Raw genomic sequence first — 15,301 nt, 5'->3', positions numbered from 1 at the left:
AACCTTTTGGGATTTAGCCCCGTCCAATCAGGAATCGCGCCACCGGCCCGACGCTGGGCTTAAGGGTGCAACTTAGGGCGAAGATCGGGGTTCTAAGCCTGACTTCGTGCCGACCCAAGGAATCCCGGGGACCCCGGTCGTGGAACCAGCAATGAACAGCAGTGCAAATCAGTCTTCGATGCGCTACGAAGCGGGGGCAGCCGTAACTCCCTTCCCCGCGCGTCCTGCGGAATCCCGGCAGACGGCGTCGGTCCATGAAGCGATGCCCGCTGTGACGGAGGGGGCGGCTGATGAACATCAGGGCGGCGGCTCGTTCACACGGATCGATCCAATGAAGGCCTTGATTGCGGTTGCGGTGATCGCAGCCCTCGGCCTCGGCACCTGGGCTTTGACGCGCAATCCGTCGACACCGGCAGTAGCGGCTCCTACGGCCGCCGTGGCCCCGGTCGAGCTGGCGGCGGTGGATATTGCAACCGTCGAATCGCGTGTCATTTCGCGTGCCCTGCCGTTGTCCGGCAGCATCGCGCCGTTCGTGCAAGCCACGCTGAAATCCAAAGTCGGCGGCGAAGTCGAGCAGTTGAAGCTGCGCGAAGGCCAGGACGTTCGCGAAGGCGACGTGATCGCGCGCGTCGATACTCGCAACCTGCAGGCTCAATACGATCGTGAAGCGGCGGCGGTGGAGAAGGCGCGCGCCGATCTCGATCTCGCGCGGCTCAATCGCGACAAGAATCGTCAGCTGCTCGAACAGAAGTTCATTTCGCAAAACACGTTCGAGCAGACCGAGAGCGCCTACGCCGGCAGCGTCGCGAGCTTCAAGCTCGCCGAAGCGCAAGCCCGGGTCGCGCAGATCAATCTCGAGGATGCCGTGATTCGCGCGCCGTTCTCCGGCACGATCGCGAAACGCCTGGTGCAGCCGGGCGAGAAGGTGTCGCCCGATTCCGAGATCGTCACGCTTGTCGATCTGAAACAGATGGTGCTGGAAGCGGCCGTGCCCTCCGCCGAGATTCCGTCGGTGCGCGTCGGTCAGAAGGTGCGCTTCCGCGTCGGCGGCTTCGGCGACCGCACGTTCGAAGGCGAAGTGCAGCGGATCAACCCGGTGACGGCTGACAACTCGCGCGCCATCATGATTTACATCGCTGTGCCGAATCCGGACAGCGCGCTCAAGGGCGGCATGTTCGCGCAGGGCTCGCTGATGCTGAGCTCGATGCAGCCGGTGCTCGCGGTATCGCAGCGCGCCGTTCGCGATGAGGCTGGCGTTTCATATGTTTACGTCCTGCGCGACGAGAAGATCGTGCGCACGCCCGTGAAGGTGGGACCGCGCAGCGAAGGTGAAGCTTTCGTCGAAGTTCGCGACGGCTTGAGCGCCGGCGATCGAGTCATCGTCGCCGACATCGGCGATGACAAGGCCGGCGCCGTCGCCCGCGTACGCAAGACCGAAACGACCGCTGCTGCCAAGACTGAAATCGCCCGCAACTAAGCGGCTGGCTGGCTCACATGTGGATCACCAAGACCAGCATCAATCAGCCCGTGTTCGCGACCATGGTCATGCTGGCCCTGGTCGTGCTGGGCGGCTACTCGTACCGTCTGCTGCCGGTCGAGCAGATGCCCGAGATCAACGTCCCGCAGGCCTATGTCACGGTCTCCTATCCCGGCGCATCGCCCGAGGCGATCGAGAACGACGTTATCAAGCCGCTCGAGAACGTCATCAACAGCGTCGAGGGCGTCAAGAACATCTACGGTACGGCGCGCGAAGGTAACGCCTTCCTGATGATCGACTTCCGCATGGAAGTCGACAGCGTCGCGGCAACTCAGGAAGTGCGCGACAAGGTGGCTCAGATCCGCTCGTCGCTGCCACGCGAGGTTCGCGAACCCACGATTTCGCGGGCCACCAACGACAGCTCCACCGAGCCCGTCGTCAGCCTGGTCGTTTATTCCAAGACCCGCAGCCTGCGTGAAGTGTCCACGATCGTGGATCAGCAGATCGTCAAGCGGCTGCAGAATTCGTACGGCGTCGGCAATGTTTCCACCGGCGGCGCCATCGAGCGGCAGGTACAGATCTTCCTTCGCCCCGAGCAGCTGCAGAGCTTCCGCGTCGGCGTCGATCAAGTCATCGAAGCGGTCCGCGCGGCGAATCAAGACTTGCCGGCTGGCATGATCTCTCGTGGCCCGACGGAGCAGCTGGTGCGCGTCGAAGGCAAGATGAAGAACCCGCGCGACTTCGAGCGCATCATCGTTGCCAACCAGGGTGGTGCGCCGGTGTACTTGCACCAGGTCGCCGACATCGTCGACGGCGAGGCGGAAGAGCAGTCCATCTCGCGCATGAACGGCCTGCGCTCAGTATCGTTGGACGTATATAAAGTCCAGGCGGCCAACATGGTCGAAGTCGGCAAAGGCGTCGATGAAGCGGTCGCCGATCTCACCTCGCGCCTGCCGGCGGACATCGTCATTCGCACGCTGTGGTCCGACGCCAAGTTCATCGAAGGCTCGCTGGACCGGGTGAAAGAAACCATCATCGAGGGCGCGCTGCTCACGATCCTGATCGTGTTCCTGTTCCTGCACTCGTGGCGCTCCACGGTGATCACCGGCCTGACGCTGCCGATTTCCGTGATCGCCAGTTTCACGGCGCTGCACGCCTTCGGATTCACGCTCAACTTCATGACCTTGATGGCGCTGTCGTTGTGCATCGGTCTGCTGATCGACGACGCGATCGTGGTGCGCGAGAACATCGTTCGTCACGCCGATATGGGCAAGAGCCATCGGGCCGCCGCGCTCGAAGGCACCAGCGAAATCGGCCTGGCCGTGATGGCGACGACGTTCGCGATCCTCGCCGTGTTCATTCCGGTCGCGTTCATGAGCGGTGTCATCGGCAAGTTCTTCCTGCCGTTCGGCATTACGGTCGCGGTCGCGGTGATGGTGTCGCTGTTCGTGAGCTTCACGCTCGATCCCATGCTGTCCTCGGTGTGGCCGGATCCGAGCCAGGGCCGATTCCGCCGCGTGCCCTGGCTGGGCAAGCTGATGGAGCGCGTCGAGTCGGTCATCGAATATGCCCATCGTGTCTATGACAAGTTGCTCCGATGGGCGTTGAGCGGTCGCCGTTACGGGCTCTCGCGCCGGGTGAGCCTCAGCCCGCGCTCGTTGCTGTTGTTGATTGCTGCCTTCTCGTTCTTCGGCAGTTTCTTGCTCGTGCCAAAGGTCGGCACGGAGTTCGTGCCGCAGCAGGACGAGGGCATCATGTTCATGCGCATGAATACGCCCATCGGCTCCAGCCTCGAGTACACCGATGCGAAGATTCGCGACGCCGAAGACGCGATTCGCGAGATCGATGGCGTCGACAGCATCCTCACGACCGTCGGCACCGATGAAGGCCGCAACTATGCGCGCGTGCGAATTCTGCTGAAGGACAAGACGCTGTTCGATCGTCCGCCGCAGAAGCAGATCGAAGAGGAGATCCGTAAGCGTCTGTCGAACATGGCCGGCCTGAGCCTGACGGTGCAGGGCCAGAACCAGCCCGTCGTGATCTCGATCCTCGGCCCCGAAAACAGCAAGCTGACCGAGCTGTCGCAAGAGCTGATGAAGCGACTGTCGACGATTCCCGGCATCGCCGACCTGGAAAGCAGCGAGCGCGGCGCCAATCCGACCGTTGCCGTGCGCATCAAGAATGAGCTGGCAAGCGATCTCGGCCTGACGACGGCGAGCATCGGCAATGCGCTGCGTCCGTTGATCGCGGGCGATCAGATCAGCACCTGGCTCGGGCCCGACGGCCAGGACTACGACGTCATCGTGCAACTGCCGAAGCAGCGCCGCGAAATCGTTTCGGACCTGGGCGATCTGTATGTGAGCAGCACGCGCACCGACGCTAACGGCAATCCGATGCTGGTGCCGATCCGTCAGATCGCGGACTTCGTCGAGACCACCAGTCCGCAGCAGATCAAGCGGCTCAACCTGCAACGGCGCATCACGATTTACGGCAACGCGCAGGGTCGCCCGTCGGGCGACGTGGGCACCGACGCGGAAAAGATCGTCAAGGCCATGCAACTGCCGCCGGGCTATCGCTTCGACGTGAGCGGCGCTCAGCAGGAAATGAATGAGACTTCTGCTGCAGCAGGCGCCGCCCTCGGCCTGGCGGTCATCTTCATCTACCTGGTGCTGGCATCGCAGTTCGGCAGCTTCCTGCAACCGGTGGCGATCATGGCGTCATTGCCGCTGTCGCTGATCGGCGTGCTGCTGGCGCTGCTGTTCACGGGCACGACGCTCAACATCTTCTCCATCATCGGCTTCATCATGTTGATGGGCCTGGTGACCAAGAACGCGATTCTGCTGGTGGACTTCACCAATCAGGCCATTCGCAACGGCGTGCCGCTGCGCGAGGCCATCTTCGAAGCCGGTCAGGTGCGCTTGCGTCCGATCTTGATGACGACGCTGGCGATGATCTTCGGCATGCTGCCCATGGCGATTGGCGTGGGCGCCGGTGGCGAGCTGCTCGCCCCGATGGGTCGGGCCGTCATCGGTGGCGTGATCACTTCCACGTTGCTGACGCTGCTGATCGTGCCGGTGCTCTACACCTACATCTACGGCTTCACCGAGCGCGTCAAAGCGCACTGGCGTCGCAGTCATGCGCACGATCAGCTGCCTCCTGACCCTCAGTTAGAGCAGCCACATCTCAAGCAGCCATCCCTGGAGCCTTAGCCAGCCAGCACATCCGCGCTCACCCCAGCTGACACGTCAAAGGTTGAGCTGCGCAAAATGGTGTGTCATTTTACGACGCCCCTTTTGTCGCGGAGTCGCGCGTGTCCTCTGATGCCGCTCAATCGCTTGCCGAGCGTTCCGCTACGGCGATGTATGCCGACGATCGTGCTTCGCAAAGCCTGGGTATTCGCGTCGTCGAAGTCCGGCCCGGCTTTGCGAAGGCCACGATGCTGGTGCGCGACGACATGCTGAATGGCCAGGCCGCCTGCCATGGCGGCCTGATTTTTTCATTGGCGGACAGTGCGTTCGCTTTCTCCTGCAATTCCCACGGCGGCACCGTCGTCGCAGCTGCCGCATCGATCGACTTTCTTGCGCCTGCGCAGGCCGGCGATGAGCTGACAGCTGTTGCAGTCGAGCGTTGGCGATCCAGGCGCAACGGTGTATATGAAGTGACGGTCGCCAATCAGCGTGGCGACACGATCGCGCTGTTCCGCGGCCGCTCGCACCAGGTTCGCGAGCCGTAACTCCGCAGCACACTCTCGAATGCAGCGTTGCAGGAGGAGAGCATGTCGCTAGACAAAGAAACCTACGAAGCCATCGAGCGCACCAGTGCCGATGAGCTCAAGGCTCTGCAACTGCGGCGGTTGCAGTGGTCGCTCCGGCACGCCTACACCAACGTGCCTCATTACAAGAAGGCCTTCGATGCCGTCGGCGCGCATCCGAACGATTTGCGCGATCTCGAAGATCTGAGCCGCTTCCCGTTCCTGGTGAAGCAGGACTTTCGCGATCAATATCCCTTCGGACTGCTGGCAGTGCCTCGGGAGCAGGCGGTTCGCTTGCACGCGTCGAGCGGCACGACCGGCAAACCTACCGTCGTTGCGTACACGCGCAGCGACATCGATATGTGGGCGGAGTTGATGGCGCGATCGATCTTTGCGGGCGGCGCCCGGCCCGGAGATCTCGTTCACATCGCCTATGGCTATGGCTTGTTCACCGGCGGACTCGGCGCGCACTACGGCGCTGAAAGATTGGGTTGCACCGTCGTGCCGATGTCAGGCGGGCAGACCGAGAGACAAGTGCAGCTGATTTGCGATCTCGAGCCGCGCGTCATCATGGTGACGCCGTCGTACATGCTGGCGATCGCCGAAGAGTTTGCGCGTCAGGGCCTCGATCCGACCTCGTGCGCGTTGCGCATTGGAATCTTTGGCGCCGAGCCGTGGACCAACGCCATGCGCACCGAGATCGAGTCGCGCATGGGCATCGATGCCGTCGATATCTATGGCTTGTCAGAAGTGATGGGGCCGGGCGTCGCGATGGAATGCGTCTCCACCAAGGACGGCCCGGTGATCTGGGAAGATCATTTTTATCCCGAGATCATCGATCCCGACACCGGTCGCGTGCTGCCCGACGGAGAAGAAGGCGAGCTGGTGCTGACTTCGCTCACCAAGGAAGCGCTGCCGGTGATCCGTTATCGCACGCGCGATCGAACTCGGCTGCTGCCGCCGACGGCGCGCACGATGCGACGCATGGCGCGCATCTCCGGCCGCACCGACGACATGATGATCATCCGCGGCGTGAATGTGTTTCCCACTCAGATCGAAGAGCTGATCCTGAAACAATCGTTGCTCGCGCCTAACTATCATTTGGAGATATTCCGCGACGGTCATCTCGACTCGCTGACCGTCAACGTCGAGCTGCAGTCGGGCGTGGAAGATCATCAAGCGCGGCGTGACGGCGTGGCCGGCGAGCTGGTCCGGTCGATCAAGTCTTATATCGGCCTCACGACCAGTGTGATCGTGCATCCGTCGAGCTCGCTGGAACGCTCGATGGGCAAGGCAAAACGGGTCAGCGACCGCCGCCGGCCGGCGTAATTACCTGTCACGGCCCTCGGTAGAAGATAAAAGGCTAAGCCAATCAGCAGTTTGGCGTTCTTCCCCTTGTACGTATAGGCGCTGGACCGACGCTGCTTGTAGGGTCCGCTGACACCGGTGTCACGAAGCGGGCGTATTTTGCCACCGGTGTCATTCTCTCGCGATCATCAGCTCGAAACAGAGCACTCGAAATCATAGGAAAGATCCAACGGACAGGAGATAACTATGCTTCGCAAATTGTTGGTAGGGGGATTATTGCTGGCCTCGGCCGCCTCCGCGTGGAGCGCGACCAATCGACCTGAAGGCTACGTGACCATCTGCCGGACTCCCGAGACCTGCTCGGTGAGCGCCAGCACCAACGTGGCGTTCGGCGCTTCCGGTCAGTTTGTTTATAAAGTCTTGAATGGCACGTTCACTTGCACCGTGGCCACGTTCGGCTCCGATCCGATTCCTGAAAAGTCGGTCAAGGAGTGTTCGGTGCCATCGGGCGGTGGCACTACGCCGCCTCCGACGGGATCGACAATCAGCCTCAGCGCGTCCGCGGGTAACGGAACCGTATCGCTGAGCTGGTCGTACTCGAGCGGTTCGGGCGCAACGCAGGAAGTTTATCGAGATCTCGACGCCGATCCGAACGGTCGGGTGCGCATTGCCAGCGTCAGCTCCAGCACGCGCAGCTACACCGACAGCGGTTTGACCAATGGCACGACGTACTACTACACGATCAAGAACACGGCCAGCGGAGTAGCAACAAACTCCAACGTCGCATCAGCCACGCCGTCGGGCGGTGGCACGACACCGCCGCCGACAGGTTCGATCACGGGCTCCTCGTGTTCGACCAGCGGCGCGCAAACGACCGTGAACGAAACGATCCGCGTCACCAGCGGCACTTATGACGGTGGCTGTCAGCGCTTCAATGCGGGCTCGGGCCTGGGCGACGGCAGTCAGTCGGAAGGCCAGGATCCGGTGTTCCGCGTGGAGAACGGCGCGACGCTGCGTAACGTCGTCATCGGCAACAACGGCGCCGACGGTATACACACGTACAACGGCGCGAATCTCGATAATATCTACTGGATGAACGTCGGTGAGGATGCGATGACCATCAAGTCTTCCGGCACGACCACGGTGAGCAACATCGAAGGCTACGATGCCGACGACAAGTTCTTCCAGGTCAACGCCGCGTCGACTTTGAACGTCACCAATTGCATCATTCATCGGGCCGGCAAGGCACTGCGCCAGAATGGTGGCACGACGTTCCAGATCAATGTGAGCTTCAATCGCTGCGACATCAACACCATGAAAGAGGGTGTGTTCCGCACCGACAGCTCCAGCAGCAGGGCCACGCTGACCAATAGCCGGCTGCACGATGCGGGCACGGTTTGTATCGGCTCATGGGCGAGCTGCACACAATCGGGTAACAGCAGCTACTGAGTCGAGGCTCACGGGATGGACGGTTGGCCGGGAGCGACGCTGCTCCCGGCCATTCCGCAGATGAACAGGGATGCAAGATGATCAGACTCATGGATCGGCGGGTGGTCTCGAGCGTGGTCATGATGGCCGCGCTCGCGACTGCTGTTACGGTCATCGTGAAGAACCACGAGGCCCGGGAGATCGCGGCTGCAGCCGAGCCAACAGACGCGCCAGCTGCAGAGCGTTTGACACGCCCGCTCGTTTCACCATTGGTGCCCGAGCAGCAGCGCTCTCTGGCAACAGCGGAGGACCCAGCCGATGCCGCATTTCTGGCTCAGGTCGAGCACAAGTATCGATTTCTGATTGCCGATGTCGAGGAAGCCCATGTCGATGAGTTGCGCCGTCGGTTGCTGGAGCGCGAGTCGCAAATAGATGTCGGTTCGCGCAGCCGCATCGATGCGGGCATCGGCAAGCTCTTGCCGGCGGAAAGCTTCGCTTACTATCAAGCGCTGAAGGATTCGGATCTGGAACAGCATCACCTGGCCGAATACACGGGCGGCATCAGCAATGTCGCGCCGCTGGACGAGCGACAGGAACGGATCGTGCTGAACGCGAAGCTGCGCCAAAAGCAACGCTATGCCACGGTCATGCGAGATGTCGGACTCGATCGAGACAGCTTGTCGAAGGAGGAGCGCGCTTACGCCCACGCAGGTACGGCGGAAGCGCTCAAGCAGTACATGGACGATTTCCTGGCGGAGGTGGCGCCGGCACTTTCGCAGGAGCAATACGTGCAGCTCAAGAACTACGAAACGACGGAGTTCGCCCGCGAGCTGAGCCGATTGCAGCAACGGATCAATGCAAAGTAGCAGCCGCGCGAGCCAGCCGCACGACGCGCTCGCCCACCAGGACCAGATCGCCATTGCGTGAATTGAAGACGGCGCTGCGAAAGTGGCGGCGCGTGTGGCTCGGAATTCGCTGCCAGGTTCTGCCCGCATCGGCCGAGCGCAGGATTATTCCTTGCTGACCGACGATGACCAAAGCTCCGCTGCCCGGCTCGAGCAAGCCTCTGCGCAGCTCCGCGTCGGTGCCACTGTCGATGGCTTGCCAGGATGCGCCAGCGTCGCTGGAGCGGACGATGCTGCCGTATTCGCCGAATGCCACGAGCGTATTGCTCTTCGGGTCGTGAAGCATGCGGCGGAGTGAGCGCTCGGTGCCCGAGGGCACGCGACGCCATTGCAGTCCGGCATCGATCGAGCGTAGCAGAGTGCCTTTGCCTCCCAACAAGAACATCGTATTCGAGCGTTCGTCCGCGTAGCTGCCAAACAAATCTTCATCCGTACCGGTCTCGACAAGTTGCCATTCGCGCCCCCCATCGGTGCTGCGCGCAGCGACGCCGCGCTGACCGGCAATCAGCAGGGTGGATTTGTTTGCTGCCACTGTTCCTTGCCACAGCTCACGATCGGTTTCCAGCTTCGACCGTTGCCAGGTCCGCCCGGCATCCTGCGACGAATACATCGAGCCACGTGCTTCGACGACGGCCAGCGACTGCTGGCGCGGGTCGCTGAGAATCCACGGAAACGCTTCTTCCTTCTCCAGCGGCGTCCAATGCGCGATCTGCCATTTGTTTCCGCCATCCTCGGAACGAATGATGGTTCCCGGCGCGCCAGCCGCAATCAGCACCTTGTTGGAGGAATCGATCACCAGCGATCGCAGGTTCGGTGGCGTGTTCATATTGGGATATCTCACGTCGATACTTTTCCACGTCAGCCCGCTGTCCCCGGATCGCAGGATGCTGCCCAGCTCGCCGCTCGCGATCATGGCATCGCTGTCGGGCAGAGCGAGGATCTCCCGCAAGTTCAGGCTCAGCTCGGGCGACACGCGGCGCCAGCTCTTGCCGGAATCGGCCGAGGTTGCGATATAGCCGCCTTCGCCATGGCCGACGAAACGTCCATCACCGGTCTGCGCCAGCGATTCCATGCTGCTGTCGAAGCCAGTCGTGATCTTCTGCCACTGCTGGCCGCCGTCGGTGGATCGAGCCGCGAGTCCGTGATGGCCGACCGCAATCAACGACTGGCTGGGCGCGTCATAGCGAAGGGCGCTGATGAAGCGCTTCTGTCCGTCGATCAGCAGCTCGATCTTTTCCCAGGAATCCTCGCCGCGCCCACGACGAAACAAGTCGCCCGTGTGGCTCGCAAGCAGTAATGCGTCGAATTTCGGATCGCGCGCAGCGTCCGTAATATAGGCATTGCCACCCATGCTCATCAGGCGCCAGGTTTCGCCCCGATCCGTGGAGACCAGGAAGCGCCCCAGCGCACTCGTCGCAATCAGCTCGTTTTCCAGCGCGTGGATTGCAGTCACGGGAGTGACCGGGTCCTGCATCTTCACGCGGGTCAGATGCCAACTGACGCCCGCATCCGTGGATCGTCCGATCAGGCCGGCTTCACCGCCGATCAGAAGGGCGCCGCTACTGGGCTCGACGAACAATGTTTCCAAGGTGAGATCGAGCTCGTTCGGCAGCGACGACCAGGTCTTGCCGCCGTCCACTGAGCGAAGAATGGTTCCGCGTGTGCCGGCCGCTATCCAGGCGCCGCTTGGCGCATGGTGAATCACCGCCCGCAGATCGAAATCAGAAGCTCCGAGAGAGATGGATTGCCATCGCCGACCGGCATCTTGCGAGCGAAGCATCGTGCCGCGCTCCCCGACGGCGATCAGAACCTTTCCCGCTGCATCGGAAGCCACACGCGTGAGATCCGCATCCGCGGAGGTCTCGGCGTATTGCCAGCGGGTCGTGTCTGTCGAATATAGGATGGTGCCGTCGGTGCCCCAGAGCAGCAGCGTGCCCGAGCTCGATTCGTACAGCGAGCCCGTCAGCTTGGGATTGATGATGCGCGCCGAGTAAGTGATGGAAGCGGGGCGATCATCCGCCGAAGCGGACACGGCGCCGCAACCCATGGCGATGAATAACAGCGTGCGGGCGCAAGCGAGCAGTTCCATTGATCTCATGCGAATCCCTCCGATCCGCATGCTGCCCATCCTGGGCGTGAGTCGCAAGTGAGATCAGTTCTTGCGCTGGAATTTCAGGCGGACGCGCAGGCGCTCGCTGTTAGCCCCATCGCTACGCGGTTCGTATTTCCACTGTTCGACAGCGGCGAGCGCCGCTTTGTTGAACAACCGGCCGCGACTGCTGTCCTCGACTCGGGGCTCGATCACATCGCCCGAAGCGGTGACCTGCAGGCTCACGTCGACCCAGCCCTCAATACCACGCATGATCGCTTCTTGGGGATACTGAGGCTGAACCATCGTGATGAGTTTGGGCTCCTGTGCCGGAGCGGCGGGCGTTGCTACAGGAACAATGACGTTGTCTGCGGCGACGTTTGCTTCAATCTCCGGAGCTGACTCCGCAATCGCCGGCGCTACTCTCTCAGCCGCCAGGGTGGCTGCGACAGCCGCCACATCGGCGACCTTTTGCAGCGGCGCTGACTCAGCCTTCGCCGGCATTGCAATTGGAGCTGAGGCGGGATGTGAAGCACGCGTCTCCCGATCCTTCGTGGCCGCGGGATTTTCGATTGCCGGGGCGGCTGGTTTGGCAGTCGCGGTCGCGCTGGCAAGGAGCGTTCGCAACTCCGCTCGCCACTGCCTATCCAATACGATCAAACCGTCGTGATCGGGCCGCACACGCCGCGCTTTCTCCAGCGCAACGCCTGCTTCGGCGATTCGCTTCTGAGACAGCAATAGCCGTGCATTAGTCAGATGACGATCGGCAATGGCATCGATGCCGGCGATCGCATCGGTGTTGGCGGGATCGAGCGCGAGCACCGTGCTGAAGTAGTGAAAAGCACTGCGCTCCGGTGGATCGGTGTATCGGCCGTCGGCCATCGCGGCTCGGGCATCGTTGAGATTGCGAGCGATGACCTCTCGTGGATCGATGTCCGGCATGCGCTGAGCCATCACCCACCACACCGCGAAGCCCACCGAGAGGAGGGCGATGGCGAATGCGACCCAAGGAGTGCGGCCTCCCTGTTCGCGACTGACTTCTGGATCGGCAACAGGCGCTCGCGCCGACGACTGTGCAGGGGCGAGCGGCACAGCGATCCTGGTCGGAGCGATGGCAGCCGGCGCATCCACCGATGCTGCGTCTGGTTCTTGTTGTTGGCGCCGCCTGCGTTGGGCGGTCTGATAGAACGGCGCGGTGCTTTCGTTTCGGCCCGACGCCGGTTCGAGTTGTACGCGCGCAGTATCGGTGGCCATGCGCTTGCTCCCCATGGTGGGAATCCTGCTGCGTCACGGCGCCAGCGGATTCGCTCTGCAGGCCACGCTAATCCAACCCAAATATGATGTCAGTGGTCGGAAGTCCTAATGTACGAGACATCCGAGCTGAAGGCGGCGAGTGTTGGTTTTTTCGACGTCGGCAAAAGGCCGGCTAGGTTCGGCCAGCCGCCGCCGCTTGCAGCTGGGGAAAGAACTCGGCGAAGTCGGCGTCGAAGCCGGCGCGCTCGGCAATCAAATCGGCGACGCCTTTCTCCAGGGCGAACTCGCGATTCCAGCGCGACGAAAGATACGCCGACAGGCGACGCAGCGAGCGCTCCACGCCTTCGATGCGTCGATACGAACCGAGCAGATCGTGACGAATGATTCGATCCAGCGTCACGCGCGCCGACGCCGGCAGCTCGATCTTGCTCGACTCGATGTCGGCATAGAACTTCGCGGTGAACGCATCGAGCACGATGGGCGAGTAGCGATCCCAGCTGGTCGCCAGCAGGTGATCGTAGAAGACATCCACGAGCACGCCGCTGAAGCGACGGAAGTCGGCGCCCACGCGCGAGCGACTACGCTTCACCAGCGGGTGCGAATCGGTGAATGCATCGATTTGCTTATGTTTCTGCACGCCGCGTTGGAAGGCCGCGCTCATGCCGCGCAACTCTTCTCCTCTGACGATGTCGGCCAGCAGATTACCGAGACGGAATTCGACGTCCGGCTCGGACAGGAACACGTGGGCGAGCCAATTCAAAGAACAGTCCTTCCAATCGATTCCGGCAATTTAGCCTAGAGATGTCGACCCGTCGAGGCGCATGTCGCCCACCTCAGACACTGTAATCCGCGACAATTCTGCATCCGCGCATCGGCGTTTCCCGAATAAACGCTGCAGATTGCACCGTGAGCTGAACGTCACGGGCCGGTCATCTGCGCTCCATCGCAGTGCGTGCGATGTCAAAACCAAAGGGATGCTCCCATGAGATTGATGAAGTTGGGTTCGGTCGCGATCTTGATCAGTGCGTCCTTGCTGACCGCCTGCAGCGACAACGGCGACGACGAACGGCGTCAGCCGGCAATCACCGCGCCGGATTCGCCGCTGCCTTCCGCAGCTCTGGGAACTGCCTTCAGCGCCACCTTCCTTGCGTCCGGCGACACCGTGATGTGGAGTGTTGCCTCGGGCACATTGCCGCCCGGCCTGACGCTGAACGCTACGACCGGCATGTACACGGGCACACCGACGGCGGCGGGTGATTACACATTCACCATCGCCGCCACCAACAACTTTGGCATGGCCAGCCGCGCGTATGCACAGACCGTCACGGCGCCGCCATTCGACAGCAATGCGCTGCTGTCGAACAACTCGCTGGTGGCCTTTCCATCCGTGCTTGCAGCGGGGTTCGATACGCCAGTGGCCATTACTGGCCTGCTGACGGGCGACACGCTGGTCAGCATCGATCGACGGCCACAGAACGGCTACTTGTACGGCCTGGGTTACAACGCGGCCAACGGCACCGTCCAGCTTTACGGCATTTCTTCGCAGACCGCCGTGGCGACGCCGATCGGAGCGGTCGGCCAGTTCGTCGCAGCTGACGGTACGACACCGGTGCGCATCGGTGTGGATGCGAGCACGGTCTTCGGCATGGACTTCAATCCGACCGTCGATCGCGTGCGCGTAGTGAACAGCGCCGGTCAGAACTTCCGCATGAATCCCAACAACGGCGCGCTCGTGGATTTCGACGCCACCGCCGCTTCGCCGGGCGTCCAGATGGACGGCGGCATCAACGGAGCGACGACGTCGGTGCAGGAAACGGCGTATACCAACAGCTCTCCCAACGTCGCCGTGACGACGCAGTACACGGTCGATCAAACGATCGACTCGGTCTGTATTCAGAATCCGCCCAACAACGGCACGCAGACGATGTGCATGCCGCTGTCGGTGCCGGTAGAGACGATTCAGGGCTTCGATATTCCGTCGTCAGTCACAGTGGCCGCATCGAACGCGGTGGCCACGGGGCTGGGCACGGCAGTCGTACGCGCTTCGGGTCGGACCCAGGATGAGCTGGTCAACATCAATCTCGCTTCAGGCAATGTGACGACGCTGGGACCGGTCAATCCCACCGGCATCATCGGCGTCGCTCTGCAGTCACCGGCGACGACTCCGACGCTGTTCGCACTGTCTGCGGATGGCACTCAGCTGTTTCGCATCCTGAGCACGGCGTTGAGCACGCCGGCGACGGTGAACATCGCCGGTGTGGATCCCGGAGAAACATTGGTGGGCATCGACTTTCGCCCGCAAACCGGTCAGCTGTTTTCGTTCGGTGTGAATGCGGCGGCCGACACTGGCACCATCTACGTCATCGATCCGCAAAACGGTATGGCCATGCCCGTTGGCACGACCGGCATGGTTTCGTTCAGGACTACCGCGGGCGCGGTCGTCGACTTCCCGCCGGTCAGCGCGGGGTACGGCTTCGATTTCAATCCCACGGTCGATCGCATTCGCGTCACCACCGGTACGGGCTTGAACTTCCGGCTCAATCAAAACACCGGCGCACCCGTCGACAACAATGCGAACGATGCCGACGGCAACACGCCCGATGGCTCGATCAACGGTCAGCCGGCGGGCTCCACGGGCGTGACCGCGGCCGCGTATACGAACAGCTTCGGTCAACCGCTCATGGGCGGCGTGACCACGCAGTACGTGATCGATCCGGTCAGCAATACGCTCTTCATCCAGAACCCGCCCAACAACGGCACGCTGACGGCGCCGCAGCCCATCACGTTGAATGGCGCCACGCTGGACTTCACCGAAGCAAATGGCTTCGACATTCCCGCGAACGTAAGAGTGACGACGTCAGCGACGCCGGCGACGGGCTCGGGCTTCGCGGCACTGACAGTAGGCACGACGACGCGCCTGTATTCGATCGATCTGAGCAATGGCCGCGCGACGGATCTGGGCGCACTGCCTGCCGGTGTGAGTGGGCTCGCCGTTGGCCAGATCGGCGTGAAGTAAAGTTATAACTTCCAACAGCGACGGCGGTGACTGGCACCGCCGTCGCATCGCTAGTAGAAACAGCGACTCGGGC

At 62.2% G+C, this 15,301-nt stretch carries 10 protein-coding genes; 7 read left to right on the top strand and 3 right to left on the bottom strand.

Annotated elements, in window-relative coordinates:
* The first annotated feature begins 151 nt into the window (after positions 1-151).
* From EK373_RS01860 to EK373_RS01835, 6 genes are all read left to right on the top strand, one after another.
* Positions 152-1,477, top strand: coding sequence for an efflux RND transporter periplasmic adaptor subunit (locus tag EK373_RS01860; protein ID WP_129641050.1), 1,326 nt, complete (start codon positions 152-154; stop codon positions 1,475-1,477).
* 17 nt (positions 1,478-1,494) lie between these two features.
* On the top strand, positions 1,495-4,686 hold the full coding sequence (locus tag EK373_RS01855; RefSeq protein ID WP_129641049.1) for an efflux RND transporter permease subunit: 3,192 nt from the start codon (positions 1,495-1,497) through the stop codon (positions 4,684-4,686).
* A 101-nt stretch (positions 4,687-4,787) separates the two neighbouring features.
* Positions 4,788-5,210: a hydroxyphenylacetyl-CoA thioesterase PaaI gene (gene paaI, locus EK373_RS01850; RefSeq protein ID WP_232830996.1), complete on the top strand. Its 423-nt coding sequence runs from the start codon at positions 4,788-4,790 to the stop codon at positions 5,208-5,210.
* 42 nt (positions 5,211-5,252) lie between these two features.
* Positions 5,253-6,557 (top strand): phenylacetate--CoA ligase PaaK, encoded by a 1,305-nt coding sequence (paaK, locus tag EK373_RS01845; protein ID WP_129641048.1) that lies wholly within the window; start codon positions 5,253-5,255, stop codon positions 6,555-6,557.
* Between the two features lie 225 nt (positions 6,558-6,782).
* Positions 6,783-7,985: a pectate lyase gene (locus tag EK373_RS01840; RefSeq protein WP_129641047.1), complete on the top strand. Its 1,203-nt coding sequence runs from the start codon at positions 6,783-6,785 to the stop codon at positions 7,983-7,985.
* Positions 7,986-8,062: 77 nt separating this feature from the next.
* Entirely contained in the window at positions 8,063-8,830 is a 768-nt protein-coding gene (locus tag EK373_RS01835) for a hypothetical protein (protein ID WP_129641046.1), read from the top strand.
* Here the strand turns inward: EK373_RS01835 and EK373_RS01830 are convergent.
* The 3 genes from EK373_RS01830 to EK373_RS01820 all read right to left on the bottom strand — a co-directional run bounded on the left by EK373_RS01830 (position 8,817) and on the right by EK373_RS01820 (position 12,972).
* Positions 8,817-10,967 carry a YCF48-related protein gene (locus tag EK373_RS01830; protein ID WP_157994185.1) on the bottom strand — a complete coding sequence of 717 codons (2,151 nt, stop codon included), beginning with the start codon at positions 10,965-10,967 and terminating at the stop codon, positions 8,817-8,819. The genes EK373_RS01835 and EK373_RS01830 overlap by 14 nt on opposite strands.
* Positions 10,968-11,021: 54 nt before the next feature.
* Positions 11,022-12,212, bottom strand: a complete 1,191-nt coding sequence (locus EK373_RS01825; RefSeq protein ID WP_157994184.1) for an energy transducer TonB — start codon at positions 12,210-12,212, stop codon at positions 11,022-11,024.
* Between the two features lie 172 nt (positions 12,213-12,384).
* Positions 12,385-12,972 (bottom strand): acyl carrier protein phosphodiesterase, encoded by a 588-nt coding sequence (locus EK373_RS01820; protein ID WP_129641043.1) that lies wholly within the window; start codon positions 12,970-12,972, stop codon positions 12,385-12,387.
* Between the two features lie 222 nt (positions 12,973-13,194).
* Between EK373_RS01820 and EK373_RS01815 the strand changes: the two genes are divergently transcribed.
* Positions 13,195-15,228: a DUF4394 domain-containing protein gene (locus EK373_RS01815; protein ID WP_129641042.1), complete on the top strand. Its 2,034-nt coding sequence runs from the start codon at positions 13,195-13,197 to the stop codon at positions 15,226-15,228.
* Positions 15,229-15,301 lie beyond the last annotated feature (73 nt).

The sequence above is a fragment of the Peristeroidobacter agariperforans genome (genome assembly GCF_004138335.1).
GTDB lineage: Bacteria > Pseudomonadota > Gammaproteobacteria > Steroidobacterales > Steroidobacteraceae > Steroidobacter > Steroidobacter agariperforans.
This window is presented reverse-complemented; position numbering and strand designations above follow the sequence as displayed.

Excerpts from the sequence above, each read along its gene's own strand:
- EK373_RS01835 (WP_129641046.1), top strand. The coding sequence starts at position 8,063 with ATGATCAGACTCATGGATCGGCGGGTGGTCTCGAGCGTGGTCATGATG.
- EK373_RS01815 (WP_129641042.1), top strand. The coding sequence starts at position 13,195 with ATGAGATTGATGAAGTTGGGTTCGGTCGCGATCTTGATCAGTGCGTCC.
- EK373_RS01860 (WP_129641050.1), top strand. The coding sequence starts at position 152 with ATGAACAGCAGTGCAAATCAGTCTTCGATGCGCTACGAAGCGGGGGCA.
- EK373_RS01855 (WP_129641049.1), top strand. The coding sequence starts at position 1,495 with ATGTGGATCACCAAGACCAGCATCAATCAGCCCGTGTTCGCGACCATG.
- paaK (WP_129641048.1), top strand. The coding sequence starts at position 5,253 with ATGTCGCTAGACAAAGAAACCTACGAAGCCATCGAGCGCACCAGTGCC.
- EK373_RS01830 (WP_157994185.1), bottom strand. The coding sequence starts at position 10,967 with ATGAGATCAATGGAACTGCTCGCTTGCGCCCGCACGCTGTTATTCATC.
- EK373_RS01840 (WP_129641047.1), top strand. The coding sequence starts at position 6,783 with ATGCTTCGCAAATTGTTGGTAGGGGGATTATTGCTGGCCTCGGCCGCC.
- EK373_RS01825 (WP_157994184.1), bottom strand. The coding sequence starts at position 12,212 with ATGGCCACCGATACTGCGCGCGTACAACTCGAACCGGCGTCGGGCCGA.